This window comes from Streptomyces sp. NPDC055955, from assembly GCF_042270245.1.
Lineage (GTDB): Bacteria > Actinomycetota > Actinomycetes > Streptomycetales > Streptomycetaceae > Streptomyces.
The window spans coordinates 287113-303130 of record NZ_JBHJYS010000005.1; the positions used below are offsets into that span (position 1 = coordinate 287113).

The 16018-nt window shown below is 67.7% G+C and carries 16 protein-coding genes and 3 pseudogenes; 9 read left to right on the plus strand and 10 right to left on the minus strand.

The features are described 5' to 3' along the window. Positions 1-84: 84 nt before the first annotated feature. A complete protein-coding gene (locus tag ACFC96_RS12435) occupies positions 85-723 on the plus strand; it encodes a DNA polymerase ligase N-terminal domain-containing protein (protein ID WP_376611887.1) in 639 nt (212 codons plus the stop codon). Continuing rightward, positions 720-1730 (plus strand): non-homologous end-joining DNA ligase, encoded by a 1011-nt coding sequence (gene ligD, locus ACFC96_RS12440; protein ID WP_376611889.1) that lies wholly within the window; start codon positions 720-722, stop codon positions 1728-1730. Before ACFC96_RS12435 ends, ligD begins: the two co-directional genes overlap by 4 nt. Here the strand turns inward: ligD and ACFC96_RS12445 are convergent. Both ACFC96_RS12445 and ACFC96_RS12450 read right to left on the minus strand, forming a co-directional pair. Beyond that, a complete protein-coding gene (locus ACFC96_RS12445; RefSeq protein WP_376611891.1) occupies positions 1708-1875 on the minus strand; it encodes a hypothetical protein in 168 nt (55 codons plus the stop codon). The genes ligD and ACFC96_RS12445 overlap by 23 nt on opposite strands. A 228-nt stretch (positions 1876-2103) precedes the next feature. Beyond that, positions 2104-3639 (minus strand): CHAD domain-containing protein, encoded by a 1536-nt coding sequence (locus ACFC96_RS12450; protein ID WP_376611893.1) that lies wholly within the window; start codon positions 3637-3639, stop codon positions 2104-2106. Positions 3640-4594: 955 nt separating this feature from the next. On the opposite strand from ACFC96_RS12450, the gene ACFC96_RS12455 reads away from it, so the two are divergent. Further along, complete coding sequence (locus ACFC96_RS12455; protein ID WP_376611894.1) at positions 4595-4969, plus strand: hypothetical protein; 375 nt, start codon at positions 4595-4597, stop codon at positions 4967-4969. A gap of 69 nt (positions 4970-5038) precedes the next feature. Here ACFC96_RS12455 and ACFC96_RS12460 read toward each other — a convergent pair whose 3' ends face one another. Together ACFC96_RS12460 and ACFC96_RS12465 are read right to left on the minus strand one after the other, a co-directional pair. Then, positions 5039-5518: a hypothetical protein gene (locus tag ACFC96_RS12460; RefSeq protein ID WP_376611896.1), complete on the minus strand. Its 480-nt coding sequence runs from the start codon at positions 5516-5518 to the stop codon at positions 5039-5041. 96 nt (positions 5519-5614) lie between these two features. Further along, positions 5615-6847 (minus strand): IS701 family transposase, encoded by a 1233-nt coding sequence (locus ACFC96_RS12465; RefSeq protein WP_376612297.1) that lies wholly within the window; start codon positions 6845-6847, stop codon positions 5615-5617. 178 nt (positions 6848-7025) lie between these two features. On the opposite strand from ACFC96_RS12465, the gene ACFC96_RS12470 reads away from it, so the two are divergent. Next, the gene (locus ACFC96_RS12470) at positions 7026-7346 is read left to right on the plus strand and encodes a hypothetical protein (protein WP_376611898.1); all 321 of its coding nucleotides are present in this window, start codon (positions 7026-7028) and stop codon (positions 7344-7346) included. A 97-nt stretch (positions 7347-7443) separates the two neighbouring features. Here ACFC96_RS12470 and ACFC96_RS12475 read toward each other — a convergent pair whose 3' ends face one another. After that, entirely contained in the window at positions 7444-7659 is a 216-nt protein-coding gene (locus ACFC96_RS12475) for a hypothetical protein (RefSeq protein WP_376611900.1), read from the minus strand. A 414-nt stretch (positions 7660-8073) separates the two neighbouring features. Here ACFC96_RS12475 and ACFC96_RS12480 point away from each other — a divergent pair, with 414 nt between their 5' ends. Beyond that, positions 8074-8829 carry an alpha/beta hydrolase family protein gene (locus ACFC96_RS12480; protein WP_376611902.1) on the plus strand — a complete coding sequence of 252 codons (756 nt, stop codon included), beginning with the start codon at positions 8074-8076 and terminating at the stop codon, positions 8827-8829. A gap of 478 nt (positions 8830-9307) precedes the next feature. After that, a pseudogene (locus ACFC96_RS12485) lies at positions 9308-9624 on the plus strand (transposase); the annotation flags it as partial. A gap of 24 nt (positions 9625-9648) precedes the next feature. On the opposite strand, the pseudogene ACFC96_RS12490 reads toward ACFC96_RS12485, so the two are convergent. From ACFC96_RS12490 to ACFC96_RS12500, 3 genes and pseudogenes are all read right to left on the minus strand, one after another. Beyond that, a pseudogene (locus tag ACFC96_RS12490) lies at positions 9649-9882 on the minus strand (transposase); the annotation flags it as partial. A 319-nt stretch (positions 9883-10201) separates the two neighbouring features. Then, a pseudogene (locus tag ACFC96_RS12495) lies at positions 10202-10369 on the minus strand (IS256 family transposase); the annotation flags it as partial. Positions 10370-10603: 234 nt separating this feature from the next. After that, on the minus strand, positions 10604-10807 hold the full coding sequence (locus tag ACFC96_RS12500; RefSeq protein WP_376612299.1) for an XdhC family protein: 204 nt from the start codon (positions 10805-10807) through the stop codon (positions 10604-10606). 557 nt (positions 10808-11364) lie between these two features. On the opposite strand from ACFC96_RS12500, the gene ACFC96_RS12505 reads away from it, so the two are divergent. Further along, the gene (locus ACFC96_RS12505; protein WP_376611904.1) at positions 11365-11838 is read left to right on the plus strand and encodes a hypothetical protein; all 474 of its coding nucleotides are present in this window, start codon (positions 11365-11367) and stop codon (positions 11836-11838) included. 26 nt (positions 11839-11864) lie between these two features. Here the strand turns inward: ACFC96_RS12505 and ACFC96_RS12510 are convergent, their stop codons facing one another. Then, positions 11865-12305 carry a hypothetical protein gene (locus ACFC96_RS12510; protein ID WP_376611905.1) on the minus strand — a complete coding sequence of 147 codons (441 nt, stop codon included), beginning with the start codon at positions 12303-12305 and terminating at the stop codon, positions 11865-11867. 102 nt (positions 12306-12407) lie between these two features. Between ACFC96_RS12510 and ACFC96_RS12515 the strand changes: the two genes are divergently transcribed. Next, the gene (locus ACFC96_RS12515) at positions 12408-13601 is read left to right on the plus strand and encodes a tetratricopeptide repeat protein (protein ID WP_376611907.1); all 1194 of its coding nucleotides are present in this window, start codon (positions 12408-12410) and stop codon (positions 13599-13601) included. 359 nt (positions 13602-13960) lie between these two features. Further along, positions 13961-14386, plus strand: a complete 426-nt coding sequence (locus ACFC96_RS12520) for a hypothetical protein (protein ID WP_376611909.1) — start codon at positions 13961-13963, stop codon at positions 14384-14386. A 1351-nt stretch (positions 14387-15737) separates the two neighbouring features. On the opposite strand, the gene ACFC96_RS12525 is transcribed toward ACFC96_RS12520, so the two are convergent. After that, positions 15738-15929: a DUF6381 family protein gene (locus ACFC96_RS12525; protein ID WP_376611911.1), complete on the minus strand. Its 192-nt coding sequence runs from the start codon at positions 15927-15929 to the stop codon at positions 15738-15740. Positions 15930-16018: the final 89 nt, after the last annotated feature.

Here is a 16018-nt window from a genome sequence, read left to right on the forward strand (position 1 = left end):
ACACGGTGGCCGAGGGTCGTGTGTCCCTGACGATCACGGGTACTCGACCGCAGCGGTCCCGCGGCCCCGAAGGAAGGAGCTGCCGTGAGCGAGAAGGACAAACTGAGCACCTATCGCGCGAAGCGGCACTTCGACCGGACGCGTGAGCCGATCGGCGAACGCGCGACGAAGGACGAGGCGCCACCGACCACGGACGAGGAGCCCACGTTCGTGGTGCAGATCCACAGGAGTACTGAAGTCCTGGTCGGTCCCGAAGGGGCCCTCCCCCGACCCGCAGGAAACAAGCGGCTCGCCATCCCCACCGAGGACCATCCCCTGGACTACGGGGATTTTGAGGGGTTGATTCCAAAGGGCGAGTACGGCGGTGGAACCGTCATTGTCTGGGACCGTGGTACGTACCGGCCGACCAGCCATGACAAGCGGAACCGGCCGGTGCCGTTCGGGCAGGCCCTGGAGGACGGTCACGCCACGTTCGAGCTGCACGGCAAGAAGCTGCACGGCCGGTACGCACTCACCCGGTTCCGCGGCCGTGAGGAGGCGAGCGGCGAGGCTCCCGAGAAGGCGACGTGGCTTCTCGTTCGGACCGGTCACGGACACGGCAGTGGTGGCAGCACCCCCGATCCTCGGCGGGCCCGCTCGGCCCGCAGCGGCCGGACGCTGCGCCAGGTCGCCGAGGCGCCGGACGCGCCCACATGGGAGGCGAGCGGTGGTGAGCGCAAATGACCGGCCTGCTGGACGCACTGCCGCCCGAACTGGACAGCCGCACCCGCGTGGCCGCTCCCGGAGTCGAACTGGCGGCCTCACCGATGCTGGCGACGCTCAGTGACCGGCGCGAGTTCCCCCAGGGCTGGATCTTCGAACGGAAACTGGACGGTATGCGGGTCCTGGCGGTGCGCGAGAACGGCAGCGTCACACTCCGGTCCCGTTCCGGGCGACGGCTCGACGCCACCTACCCCGAGATCGTCGACGCGCTCGCCGCACAGGACGGTACGGACTTCACGATCGACGGCGAGATCGTCGCCTACTCGCACGGCCGGACGGATTTCGCACGGCTCCAGCAGCGCATGGGACTCACCCGCAGTGCCGATGTCGCGGCGAGCAAGGTGGCAGTGACCTACTACGTCTTCGATCTGCTGCGCCTCGACGGCGTGGACGTGCGGCGGCTGCCGCTGCGTACCCGCAAGTCCCTCCTGCGACGTTCGATCACGTTCACGGCGCCGTTGCGGTTCAGTGCGCATCGCAATGAGGGCGGTCCCGAACTGCTCGCCGACGCGTGCCGACGAGGCTGGGAAGGGCTCATCGCCAAGCGTGCCGACAGCACGTACCAGACACGCCGCTCGGAAGACTGGCTCAAGCTGAAGTGTGCCCGGGGCCAGGAGTTCGTGGTGGGCGGCTTCACCGAACCCGCGGGCAGCCGGGTGGGTATCGGCGCCCTCCTCATCGGTTATTACGAGGACGGGCGGATGCGCTACGCGGGCAAGGTCGGCACGGGGTTCGACCGGCGCACCCTGCTTGCGCTGCGGCAGGAACTCGACCAACTCCAGTCAGTCGACTCGCCCTTCGAGGGACAGATCGCCGAGCGGACCGCCCACTGGGTGCGCCCTCGGCTCGTGGCGCAGATCGCCTTCTCGGAGTGGACACGCGACGGCATGCTGCGTCACCCCCGCTACGTGGGGCTACGAGATGACAAGGATCCGACCGACGTCGTCAGGGAGCGCGGTGAGCCATGAGCGGCGAGGCAGCCTGGTGCGTGTACGTACCCGATCCTGCAGTTGCTGCCCGGCAGCACGTATCGCTGCCCTCGCCAATGTCTTCGACCATGACGTCGGTGATGCGCATGCCCTCGAACTCGCCGTCGGTGAGCACGGCTTCCATGCCCCCACCCTCACGCCGCTGTCCAGGTGCTCGAACTGCGCGTGGCGGAACCCGCCTCCTATGTTCAACGCGACCAATACGATGAAGCCACCCGCGCCGCCCTTTCCGAAAACGTAGACCCTCCGGGTCCCACACACGTGACGCTGCTGAAGTCAGCCGCGCTCAGTGCGCGCTCTGCAACCTCCTTCACGACGACGCGGCAACCGCTCCCCCTCGCACCAAGTCCCTCTACCGGCTGAGCCGCTTGCGCAGCTTGGGGGTGGAGGCCCGCTCCCACACCGTCAGCAGTTCCTCCTCCCGGGTGTGTGCGACGGCCTGCTCCCCGCCGTAGAGCACGCCCCAGGTGAAGCCGGCCTCGCTCGACGTCTGGGCCGCCACGGCCAGGTCGCGGATGGTGCCCCGGGCCACGACACTGTCCTGATGGTCGCCCAGGACCTTCTGGCCCGCCTTGACACGTTTACCCAAGCGCTTGGCCGGTTTACCGAGAGCCGGACGGGCCGCCTCAGCGGCGTAACGCACCTTCTTGGCGGCCTTGCGGGCCTGGTGAAGGGCCACGTCGCGCTCGGGCCCCGGCGCCAGGTCCAAAGCGGGGACCATGCGCTGGGCCAGTCGGTCGAACTCCTTGAGAACCGCCTTGGCCATGACCTTGTCCGCCGCCTTGCCGGCCTTGGCACGCAGCGGTGGCTGCTGCCCGAGCGCGGCGAGAGAATCGAGCAGGGCCAGATAGCGGCGCGAGCCCAGGGCGTCGAGACTGCGCTGGTGGGACTCGGAGCCACGAGCGACGTTCCACGCCTGTAGCCGTGCCGAGACGGGGCCGAGGACGAGTTCTTTGGGTAGGGCTTTGACGCCCCGGGTGAGACGCTCCATCAGCACTTCCTGATCGCGTTCCGCGCCCAACTCGCCGGCCAGCCACTTCAGATCCCCTCGGATCGCGTCCGTGACCTCGCGGTCCAGAACGGATCGGTACGAGCGCAAACAGCTGCGCAGGCGACGGCAGGCGACCCGCATCCGGTGCACCGAGTCGGGCCGGTCGCGTCGCACGGCCGGATCGAGGGCGGTCAGGACGCGGATCTGCTCCCGTACGTAAGCAAGGACCTGCTCGCCGGCCGAGCCCTCAGCGAGGTCGGCGGCCTCGTCACGCTCGCCGGCCGTAACGGGCGCCATCTCGTCAAGGGCCCGCGCCAGCTTCGACGACGACTGCGCACGTACGATGCCGTGCTCGCGCAGCCTCCTCTCCACTGCGTCCAGGAGCGCGGGATCGGCGTCCTCGGCAAGCTCTACTTCCATCTCGCGCCATGCCGCCCTCCCACCCTGTGCTCGCAGGGACTCCGCGCGCACCGCGTCGATGCTCAGTTCGGCCAGCACGCCACCTTCGGCGTCGACGAGTTCGCGCACCTCACGGGTCGATCGGATGCGCACCACTGGGGTCAGTTCGGCTCCTCGGGTGCGGGACAGGGCCAGGTCGCGCAGGGCGTCCGGGACGGCGTCAGTCAGAGCCGCCTGGACCTCCTCCCGGCTGTCGCCCGGCAATGGCAGTTTGAGGTGCCACCCGGCGTCGGAGCCGCCGGTCCTTCGTCGCAGTGTGGCCGAAGAACCGGACAGCCGAAGATCATCGGTGTCGTAGTAGACCGCGTCGAGCTCCTCGAGGCTCCGGTCGACAACCGAGGCGACGCCCTCCACTCGGTCCAACGGTGTCAGCCAGGAGGTATCGGAGGACGACGGGACCTCGTACTTTCGCTCTGTCTCTCGCATCGACTGGACCATGCTCTACCGGTAGGCACGATTGACTCAACGAAACACAACCTTGGAAATAAAGTCGCGCACGAGAGCCGCACCAGCAAAGCAGGTACGTCCCGAACCCTGGCGTCCACTCTTCCCTCCGCGCTGGCCGGCTTTGGCGTTCACCTCCCGCCCTCCCGCCCAGCGAATGGCGTGGACCGCGTGCGGAGGTCACGTCGGTCACTGGGCATCCACCGGGGTATGTGCGCCCGGTCTCGCGCAGGCTCCGCCCGCCCGGAGCGACGGGAGCGGCCAGCACCCGCGGTGCACAGCTCGGCGGCACACAAACAGTGCCGCTCGCGCCGCTACTCGCCGATCAATTCGGCGGCTTCCATCCAGTCGGGGCTACGACTCGTGCCCGGCATGCGGGCCGCTGCCGACGGGGTGGAGATCCTGGGCTGTGGCCAGAACATAACACGCTCACCGGCCCTCGCAAGGCCGCCCTGCTCACTCTGCTTTGACCAACATCGGTGCCGGCGCCTCCGTCCAGGCATCAGACCCCAAAGACCTCGAAAACCTCGCGAGCTCGCCGGAGACGGGATTCCCGGCACGGTCACCTGCTGGATCCTCCAGCTCGCCCGACAGCCCTACTGTCGCCGGCTGGAAAGGCCGGTGCCCGGTTCGCGGAAAGCGCCCGCGCGAACGCGTTGTTCCACGCCCCCGCGCGATGCGGAGTTCGGCTCCCATTGCTGGCCGACGAAGCCCGCTGCGTGGGAGCTGGCACAGCTGACCGGACCGCATGGCGGATCTGCCGGGACACCAGCTGGTGGAACGTGTTCGGTAAGACGCGAGGCGGGTCAAGAAGGCCGGTCCGCCGGTGCATGACGATCTTGCCCGTCATGCACCGTCCCGGCCCTCCAGGCTGCGTGACCGAATCTGTCAGCAACCCTGCAGCAGACGCCAGCGTCGAATGCACGAGATGAAACAAGAGGAGAAGCCTGTGAAGAAGTCTCTGCGATCAAGGACAGTCGCGTCGCTGGCGGCTGCCGCAGCCATCAGCCTTGCCATCCCAGGCACCGCAAACGCCGCTGATCACTCCGCCAAGTCCGCGTCATTCACTGACAGCTGCGCAACGGGGATGGTGACACCCATCAGCACCTGGGGTCAGATCAGGGAATTCGCGAAGAACAACGCCCGAATCCTGGAGGCAGTGCCAAACGACCAGAACCGTGTCTGCTCCCCGAACAGCGCCATCGTAGGTGACCCCTACAAAGGATGCGGATACAACCGCGCAAACGGCTGGATCAAGGTCAAGACCTTCGGTGGACAGTGGGGCTGGGTCGCCATGACCTGCTGGGACGACACCCCCTTCTAATTGCAGCCACGCCGTGACCCATTTGAATCCCTGGGGCACTGCGGTACCCGATAGCCTGCAATTCCCCTTTTACAACAGCCAGAACTCCTTGGGATCTGACGCCATGGGGACGACCAGCCCCGGGAGAGGCGCCCGACGCGCCAGACAGTTCACCTGACTGGCGCGCCGTGGCAGACATAGATGCACTGGGCTTCGCAGAACTTGTAGCGCCGCCGCGGCGGGATCGCTGACGAATTCGCGGCCGGCCGCGCGGACCGCGGCCGTGACGGAGGGAAGTAGCGCCTCGGCGAGGCTCTGGCCGTGCTCGCGCAGGATCTCGGCGATCTCCTGCCGTGACCTTGAGCGCATGGTGACGTCCGCCCGGATCGTGAGCAGCTCGGCGTCGGGATTTTCGAGCAAGGCGGTGACGACCTCGCCGAGTCCCCGGCGGGTGCCGTCGAGCGGCGGGACCGCGGTGCGAACTCGATCGAACGCCTCGCGGGCCCTATACCGAATTCTCAACACCAGCCATATACAGAAAAAGAAAAGGGCCCAGCACACGAAATGCATGCCGGGCCCTTTTCCCGAGGGCGGGGGTGGGACCGGGGGAATCCCTCCCCCACCCCACCACGCTAGTACTCCAGCTGTAGATCGTGATCTTTGTGGTTATTGGGCGGCCCGCTGTCGGTAGTGGCAGGCGCGGGCCCGGGCTTGATGGCGTCGTCGCCACTCGGACCAGCGGAGCCTGTGCGTGACCGTGTGGACGGTCGGGGCGACGAGCGTGGTGAACAGGTGCTGGATCTCGTTGCAGGTCAGCGGGATCAGGCCGTTTGGAGCCTGCTCTTGAGCCCGTTCGTTGGCGGTGGCCGTGGCGAGGAAGGCGTGGGCGAGCATCGCGAGCGTGACCCAACGGTGCCAGGACGTCCACCGTCTGACCTGGTGTTCGTCCAGTCCGGCCAGACCCTTGCTGGACTGGAAGGTCTCCTCGACCGTCCACCTGCGCCCGGCCACTTTCACGAGGGTGGACAGTGGCACCCGGGCCGCCGAGTAGCAGCGGAAGAAGGCGAGTTCACCGGTGCGCCGGTTGCGGCGGACGAGCAGGTGGCGGCGGCCGGGCCGGTCGTCGGCGATGTCGGCCAGGGCCCAGTCGTAGAAGCGGGGCCCCTTGGCTCCGGCGCCGGCGGAAAGCTTTTGCCAAGCCCGTTTCGGCGTCTTCTTGACCAGGGCGTCGGCGCGGAACTTGCCCGCGGGGGTGGTGATCTGATGGTCGCAGGCGACGGCGAGGACATAGCCGACCTCGCGCCCCTCCAACACGGTCCGAAGGTGCGGGTTGCTTCCGTAGACCTCGTCACCGGCCACCCAGGACGCGGGGACACCGGCATCCAGCGCACGACCGATCATGCGGGCGGCGAGCGCGGGTTTCGTGGCGAAGCCAACGGTGTCGGGGATCCCGGCTTGTTTGCAGCGGGCCGCATCCTCGGCCCAGGAGCGCGGGATGTAGAGTTCCCGGTCGATCGCCGCGTGCCCACGAGGGGTGGAGTAGGCGAGGTAGACGGCGACCTGGCTGTTCTCGATGCGTCCGGCCGTGCCGGTGTACTGGCGCTGCACCCCCACCGTGGCGGTGCCCTTCTTCAGGTCGCCGGTCTCATCGACGACCAACACCGCGTCGTCGTCGTGCAACTGCTCCACGACGAAGCCGCGTATGTCGTCGCGGACCGCTTCGGCGTCCCACCTGGCCCTCGACAACAGATGCTGCAGGCCGTCCGGGGATGCGTCCCCCGCGTGCTCGGCGAGCGTCCAGCAATTCTTGCGTGGCAGGTCCGACAGCAACCCGAGCACCAGCGCCCTCGCCCGGCGCCGTGGTTCCACCCGGGCGAACCGCCCCGCGATGCGGCTCATCAACACCTCGAACATGTCCTGCCAGCGGGCAGGATCTATGCTGTGACCTGCGGCCACTGTCTGATCGTCTGTCTTCACAAACCGATGATCACCGGTGGCCGCACGCGTTCCCGGACCAGCCTTGACCAGCAAGATCAGGCTCTGGGCCTGAGTACCAGCTCTGGAGTTGAATCGGCCGATGGACATGTCCTCCCGAGAGATCCGCATGCCCCTCAACGAGGTCGTCGGAGTCCTGCAGGACCTGAACGAGTTCGTGGTCTCCCTCGACCGACTCGGATCCCGCCAGGCATCCGGAACCGCCGACGAGTACACCGTCGGCAAGTTCATCGCCGACTGGGACGTCGCTCGGCGATTGGCCCGCGCCCGACGCGTCATCAGCGTCGCGCTGGATGCGCAACTGACCGAGGAAGACAACGCCGAGATCGACGCTCTGTGCGACCAGGGCCGCTTCTACGGCACAGACAGCACCATCAGCCCCTCCACTGACCAGTCCAGCTGAGACAGCAAGCGCATCAGACCGGACCAATCAAGACGAGGATCAGTTCGGCCCGAGAGCTGGTACCGGGCCGGCAAGATCACGATCTACGGCTGGAGTACTAGGCGACCCCGGCGCGGTAGGTGTCCACGTAGTCGGCGAATGCGTCGAGTGCGTCTCGGAACGCCACTCGGACGGCGTAGTCAGGGGTGGGCCATTGGTTGGCGGAGCAGCCGAGGTCGTCGAGTGTCGCGGAGGGCTTCGACGGCGCGTGCTGGGTCGACGACGTACCCGAGGTGCCATGTGCGTCCACGGCCCACACGTGGTCGCCGTCCAAGTCGCGGTCTTGCGTGGTGAGTTGGTGGCCGCCGCGGCACTCGAAGGTGCCGTTGGAAAGGGCGCGGAGCGACCGGGGTCGGTGGCGCAGGTGATCGAACCCGACCTCGGACGACTCTCAGTTCACGGTCAACCGGATTCCGAACCCGACCCCGGCCGTCCAGCCCGGTATCGACCCGATCCCCGCCCCCACGGGCGACGCGGTCGATCGCCCGGGGCGTCCACCGGGCCCGAGAGACCCAGTCGCAGACGCTCCGGGTTCCCTCCCCTGCCCGGTTGGCGTCTGGCCTGTCGAAAGTGGCGAGCAGCGCGTGGCATGCTGCTCACCGGCTCTCGGTGGCACCGGCCGGTGCCACTCTCGCCTCTGTCCCTCGATCAGTTCCTGCCTAGGTGAGCACCACAGATGAAAGAAAAAGTGAGATTCCCAAGCGTCGTCGGCCCCGAACTGGCCGGAGTGATCGACCTGCCGGAGGGCGAAGTCCGCGGCTGGGGGCTCTTCGCGCACGGCTTCACCCTCGGCAAGGACTCGCCGGCCGCCTCCCGCGTCAGCAAGCAGCTGGCCCGCGAGGGCATCGGCATGCTGCGCTTCGACAACCTCGGCATCGGCGACTCCGACGGCGACTGGGGAGACGGGTCCTTCACCGTCAAAACACAGGACACGATCCGCGCCGCGGCTTTCATGGCCGAGCGCGGTACCCCTGTGGACCTGCTGGTGGGGCACTCCTGGGGCGGCGCCGCCGCCATCGCCGCCGCCGGCGAGATCCCCGGTCTGCGCGCGCTGGCCACCATCGCCGCGCCCGTCGACCCGAGCCACGTCGAGCGGCAGTATGACTCGGTCCTGGACCGCGTGCTCAGCGACGGCTCTCACCAGTGGTTCGTCGGCGGGCGCACCCTCGTCCTCAAGCGCGCCTTCGTCGAGGACGTCCGCAAGGCCCACCTGCGCGACCGGATCGGCGAGCTGAACCTCCCGCTCCTCATCGCGCACTCCCCCACCGATTCCACCGTCGACATCGACAACGCCGCGGAAATCTTCCAAGAGGCCCGCCACCCCCGCAGCTTCATCTCCCTCGAAGGCGCGGACCACCTGCTGACCGCGCGCGGACAGGCGCAGCGGGCCGCGCACATCATCAGCGCCTGGGCCGACCAGTACCTCGACGAGCCACGCCCCTGACCACACGGCCTCACGCCGCCGTGTGAAGGTCTCCGCTGCCGCAGAGCACCGATTGGCCATCGAATGGGCGGGCACCCGCTGCGGTTTGAAGTGAACGGAGCCACGCACCGTCATTCCGATCCCGGCGGGCCAGCTCCGCCATCGCCGTCGAATGCGGCGCGGCAGCGACAGGCGGCTGCCGGCTTTCTGGCCCCAGCGGCGTGCTGGTGGGCCCGGCACACGGTGCCGCGGACCTCTGGACGACGCTGACGGAGCACATAGCCAACCACAACGAGGAATCCAAGGGCGCCTTCTGGAAGCGTCGTTCCCTGCTCGTCCGCAGCTGTGTTCCTGGCTGTGCTGGGGGCAACCGCCTGGTCCGTGACTCTGGGTCTCGTACGGTTGGGACTCGCTGGAGACGAAGTCCAAATCCGCCTTTCACAGTGCCAGTTCGAAGGCGGAGGCCGAGGGGGGAGCCACGTCGAGTGCTCCGGCCGACCTGTGGGTAACAAGAGCACAGACACCGAGTTGGATTGTTCCGGACGGGCTGTGGGAGATCGCTAAGCCGCTGATCCCGCCGTCGAAGGTGCGGGCGCAGGGTGGCGGGACGCAGGACACACCTGATGAGACGCTGTTCGCCGCGATCATCTACGTCCTGGTAAGTGGATGCGCCTGGCGGGCGCTGCCGCCGTGCTTCGGGATATCGAAGTCGACGGCCCACCGCAGGTTAAGCCAGGTTCCAAGATGCACGTCCTGTCGGACGCGAACGGACTGCCCCTCCTCGTCGGCGTCTCCGCGGCCAACGTCCACGACAGCCTCGCATCCGTCATGGACGGTGCGGCCGGGGATGTAAAGGACCTGTTGCCCGTTGTCGGTCAGCAGCGCGATCATCAGGGCAGCCCCGCCAGCGTTGAGGTCGATCGCCCACGTGACCGGCTCACCGTCGCTCAACTCCAGTACATCGCTGATCAGTTTGAGCAATGCATTCTCGTCGTTGACCCCACGCTGCGTCAGCTTCCGCGTGCCGTCGGCACCGAGCACCACGCAGTGGTGCTCGGCCTTGCCTGCATCCATAACAGCCCACAGTTGGGGCACGGCCGCCTCCGAAGTCGTTCCTCTATCTGTCGCAGCAGACGACCTCGCCAGCGTGTCCTTACCAAGCGATCTTTGCCGCGCATCCCAATGAGTGGTCGGGGCGTCGCGGGATGCCGGGCGGCCAATCGTTTGAAGCCACCACTGGGCTGGAGACACGCAGCCACACCCAGCATCCCTGGGCCTTCCGATCCTGCGAGTGACCGGAAGCAACCCCAGGAACAACGTAAGGAGACACGACCCCTATCGGCGGCCGCCACTTCAAGCCCAAGCGCCTGCACGCAGACAAGGCCTACGACGTCCCCGCCGCGGTGGTCACCGCACGGGGCTGGTGATAGCCGTTGCGGACCACCAGACGACGGACCGCCTCGTCCCGTTGCTCGGCCAACTCGGCTATATATGTGTTGACTTCGGCTTCCAGTGCGGCGGCCAGCTTCCGCCTCGCACCCTCACGGACGATGTCGTCGATGAGCGAGGAACCGTCGGTGGTGGTGCCGCCAGCATTGACTACGCTGAGCGCGGGCGTGCCTTCCCGACCGGTGTTCGCAGCACCGGCCTACTCGATGACCATCAATCGATCACTCGGGAAGGTACGCCCTTCGCATTCAACCCGAGGTCGATCCACAGGTCTTGAGCATTGCTCGCCGCAGCGCGACCTCCTGCAGTAAAGCGTCGAACTTGTGGTCGTGGGTCAGAAGGCAGATCACGGTGTACCCGTCGATCCGACCGGCCTCCGCCTCAGCCTTGAGTACCGATGCGGCCACTCCACTACGACCTCGTCCGCGCCCGGCAGCCAGCACTCGGTGGCGAACACGGGGCGCGCGTCGCACACCGTGACCCGATAGCCGAGAAACGCGCCTGTCCGGGCCAGCGCCGCCGCGAAGTCGACGGCACCGAACACGAGCATCCGGGGCGGCGGCGCGAAGCACTGGACGAACACCTCGCGAGCCGCGCCCCCGTCACGTCTGCGCCTTCGCCGTGGCACGGCCCGACCGCGCCGTAGCGCAGCAGACCGTCACGGCCCAGGTCGCGGGCGTCCCAGCGAAGAAGGGCATCCGGCCGGGCCGATCCAATGCTGTCCGCCACTCGGTCGAACCGCCGCTGATCACGGCGAGAGGGCGACGATCGCCGCCGGCAGCGGCACGCCCGAGGGTCACGTCGACACCGGCGAACGCCGCGAACGCCTTGTCCAACCGCCGGAGCGTGGCTTGTTGCGAGCTGACAACCCCACTGCAGACGGAACGCCCATGCACACATGACCGGTCAGAGCAGCCCGCAGATTCGTTACCCGCCCCGGCTGAAGCCGGGGATACCCACGCAAGAGAAGGGATGGAGCGGCTGCTGGCGATCTCACAACGGAACCAGGGACAACGGAGGTACGTGTCTGATGGAGTGAATGGGGGAAGGCGCCAGGTATGGCGCTTGCCCCAGGGTGGATCTGGCCTATCAGAGAAGAGGGCAAGGATGCTGTCAGAAGCATTGACCGCATTGGCCGCGGCGGGAGGCACTACGGTGGTGCAGGCCGCAACCACTGACGCATGGGCAGGGCTCCGCCAGCAACTGGGCCGTTGGCTCGGCCGAGGAAACCTGCAGCGCGAGAACGCCGAACTGGAGCGCCTCGATCAGACCGCAGGCGAGCTGGACACGGCCGGCCCGGCCGAGCTGGAGCGGGTGCGCATCCGTCAGGAGGCGGCGTGGCAGGTCCGTATCGAGACCGTTCTGGAAAGCCTCGACGACACCGAGCGGGACCAGGCCGCTGAGCAACTGAGCGCCCTGCTTAGCCAGCGCATTCCCCAAGGCGGGGTGTCAGCCAGCCAGAGCGGGCAAGCCGTCGGCGGGAACGTAGGCATCCATGCCGACCACGCGTCCGCAGCCGCCTGGAACATGGGCAGCGTGACTTTGGGAAACCCTCCGCAGCCGGGACTGCCCCAGGGCTGAGCGGGCCCGGCACCACCACTCCAGCTTCAAGCCCAGCTCGCTTCGTATCTGTCCAGGCAACACGCAGTGGGGTCGCGGCCTACAGTATCGGGCAGATCCACCAGCATATTTCCGAGCAGCAGGATGTTGCCCGGATCGATCGTCCGCGGCCTGTCGCGTCGTGGACGGCGCAGCAGCTCGGCGTCCACCCCGCCATCCATGGCACGCCTCGACCGGCTGACGACGGCACCTTCGTACTCCCGGATTACATCGAACGCGACCACGACCAGCAACTGCGCGAGCAGCTGGTCAAGGCAGCCTCCGCTGATCAGACGACGCTGGTACTCGTACGCGGAGAGTCCTGCACAGGCAAGACCCGGGCCGCCTTCGAAGCCATCCGCGCCTGCCTGAAGGACTGGCAACTGGTATTCCCGAAGAACGCCAGGAGGCTCCTCTCCCTGCTCGATGCCGACGCCCTCGCCCCTCACACCGTCCTGTGGCTCAACGAAGCCCAGAACTTCCTCATCGGGACCGACGCAGAGGATGCCGCCGCCGCATTGCACAGCCGACTGGAGCGCCCAGGACCGGTCGTGATCCTAGGCACGCTGTGGCCCGAGTACCACCGCACCCTGACAGCCACCCCAAAGCCTGGCAAGGACGTGTACCCGATCGCCCGAGCCCTGCTCAATCAGGTCAAACCAGTCGACGTTCCGGTGTCTTTCACCGCCACGGCCCTGCAAAGCTCGCTCGTCCACCGCGACCGATCGCTGGCCACGGCCATGAGCACGAGCGCCGGCGGGAGGATCACTCAGACCCTCGCGGCAGGCCCGCAATTGGTCGACCACTATCACCAGGCAACCAGCCACAGCCCCTACGGGCACGCTGTCATCACCACGGCCATGGACGCCCGCCGTCTCGGCCACACCTCACCGCTGCCAGCCGCACTCCTCAAGGCTGCCGCCCCTGGCTACCTGACCGAACAACAACGTGCCGCCGCGGACCCTGACACCTGGTTCGCCGAAGCTCTCGACTATGCGCGTGAAAAGGTCATGGGCGTGGCCGCAGCCTTGGAACCTGTCGCCAACCCGGAGGGTATGGGTGCCCTCCCAGACATCTACCGCCTGAGCGACTACCTAGACCACCACGCACGCACCATCCGCTCCCATGTCTTCCCACCGGACTCCTTCTGGACTGCAGCACGGGTCCACGCAGCCAGCACAGCAGACCTGGAAGCCCTGGCAGAAGCGGCCGATCACCGGGGCCGATTCCGCGTCGCGGCAGACTTGTACCAGCGGGCCGCCGACGCCGGGGGCATCGGCGCCCTGGCGGAGCTGGCCTGGCGGCGCGGGCGGACAGGGGATCCAGACGGTGCAGAACAGCTGCTCCAGCGGCTAGTCGACGCCGGAGACACGGGCGCCCTGGCGCAGCTGGCGCAACTGCGCCAGCGGGCTGGGGACCTCTGCGGCGCAGAAACCCTCGCCCAGCGGGCGGCCGATGCCGGGGACACGGGCCCCCTGGTGGAGCTGGCGTGGCGGCGTGGGGAGGCTGGGGATCTCGTTGGTGCAGAACGACTCGCCCAACGGGCCGCCGATGCGGGAAACGTCAACGGCCTGGTGCGGCTGGCGCGGCGGCGCGAGGAGGCTGGAGATCTCCACGGTGCAGAACGACTCGCCCAACGGGCCACCGACATCGGAGGCAGGGAAGCCCTGATACGACTGGCGCGGGCACACGAGCGGGACGGAGACGCCGAAGGCGCGAAACGGTGGAGGCGATTCGGGCTGTAGGCCGACGGTTCTCCAGCTCTGCCGTGGCACTTGCATGCCCGTTATGTGACGACCTGCCAGGGCGTCGTGGTGGAGGTCCTAGCGGAGACGGGTGACGGTGACGCGGGTCAGATAGCGCGGCCGCGGAGCGCGCATGACTCAGAACATGACGATTGACCAGCCGGTACGGCACCGGAGGGCTCTACACGGGCGGCGAGAACAAGGAGAGGGGCCTTGAGCCCCGCCCTGGAGGCGCGCGATGCTGGCCTGGCGGTCGGGGCTCCCGCATGTGTTGTTGTGAGGCCCCGCGCCTGTCCTGGTGATCCCCGACGTTGCGGTTCGGGTTCCCCGGGCCGGTGTTCAGGTGGACCATGCCCCGCATGGGGCGTATGCGAGTGGTGGGGTCGATCGTGGTGGCAGTGATCGTGGTTGGGGGTGCGGCCGGCTGTAGCGGAGACGACTCGGGCGGAGGCAGGAAGCCATCCGCGTCGGCGTCCGAGGCGAAACCGGTGGCGCCCCGCGATGCTCTGGCGGCGTACGAGCAGGAGACCGCGTCGGGCTGCACTGACGCGGATGACTGCCAGCAGTTCATGACGCGGAAGCTGGCGGCCGCGGTGAAGGTCCGTAAGGCGATGGAAGCGAAGGACCGGCAGACGTACGCAGAGCCGATCGGCGATGTGGCGGAGGCGGAGCGCCAGGCCGATCACTTTGGGCGGGACAACTTGGGGGCGAAGGGCAATTCGCTGGCGGTGTCACTGCCGTTGCAGCGGATGGTGGCGTGGTTCCGGGAGCATCCGGAGGGGTGAGGCACCGGGAGGTGAAGCGGCCCTGCCACCGGGGGTGTTGGCAGGGCCGCTGGGCTCGGGGGTGGGCCTGGACGTGATCGCCGTTCACCCGGTACGGAGAGGTTCCCTGCTTGCGCGACCTCGCCGCGGCGGTCGGGGTCTCAGCTGCGGAAGCTGCGCGAGCAGGGCATTGAGGTGGATACCCGCGGCCGCCGCAGCGGGCGATGCGCGTACTGTGGGCACTGATGTCAGGCAGGGTGGTGCGCCTGCCCCAATCACTCTTGCGCCTCGTACGGGCCGACGCCACGCGTAGGAGGGCGGATCAACTGGGCAGCCATCCGTCATGTCCACCTGCCCTCGCCTGATGAAGTCACCGCCGCGCAGACCCCCGATGGCCGCTGGACGAGGAAGCAGCCCGCCGAATGGGGAGTGCCGTGGCCGCCGCCTAAAGGTTGGCGCAAGCATCTTGAGGGCAAGTGGCGAGGCGAAGAAGTTTCACCGCTGCAGAACCCAGAGAGCCCAGATCAGGACGCACTGTTCTGATGCGCCTCCGCCGGAGCCTGTCCAGCGAATCCGCCGACTGACCAGCCTGCCTTTTCGCTAGCGGACCTTTCGAGCCGGGCTGCAGGAAATCCCACCCCCGCCCCGCTAATTAAGCGACCTCGGCGCGGTAGCCGTCCATGTGATCGGCGAACGCGTCGAGCGCGTCTGGGAACGCCACCCGGACGTGGCGTTAGTGAGGACTGGGGCATTGGTCGAAGCCGAGGTCATCGGGTGCTTGGCCGAGGGCTTTGATATCCCGGTTGCGGTTCGTCCAGCAGGTCCCGTAGCAGCCTTTGCCGCAGTGCGAAGGCTGCACGCACGTCGGCCTCGCGCGCGAAGCGGCCAAGCAAGGCGGGCAAGGCGGTGTCGTCTCCCTCACGGACGGCCGACACGACCCGCTCGATCAGCGCTCCGACGGTTTCCCCCGGTCCCGGTAACTCGGTCACTTCACGAGGCTACTCGGATACCAGGACCTCAAGGTCACTCGAACGGGTGAGTAGCCGCCCCTTACCGGGCTGCCGAGGTCCGGTACGCCGCCTTCCGGGCCGCCGACGGCGATTCGTGGGCGGTTTCGTTTGGGTGGAGGTTGCGTCTCCAACGGCGGAGGGCCCGGCCCGGCTTTCGCCGAACCGGGCCGGGCCACGTGTTCTTCGTACGCCGCCGTGATCGACAGGTAAAGGAGCCACGGCACGGGCGGCGCCGGGTCATCCGGTTGCCCCTGAACCGGAGCCGGGACGGCTGGGCGGTACTGCCTTTGCCGGTGTCGTTGGCGGCGGAGGCGCTTGAGCGGAAAGACACCGGCCGGTGTCTGTGTTCGGAACTGCCGGAACTACATCGGGTCGATGTCCCGCTTGCCCGTACCGCCTGCATGCTCGCTCTGCTCCTTGAGCTCGCGGGCCTTGTCCTTCAGTTGCTGACGCTCCTGCGGGTCAGTGGCACGTTCCGCGGCCTGTTCCAGGTCCGCGGCCCGAGCACGCATCTGCTGGGCATCACGACGACCGGACTCGCCTGCAGCGCTCATGATCACTCCTTGGGTGACGGGGGAAGAGCGGGCCACATCAGCGAAACAGGACCCGTCACGCTCGGCACGTTGATCAGTCACCCACCGTT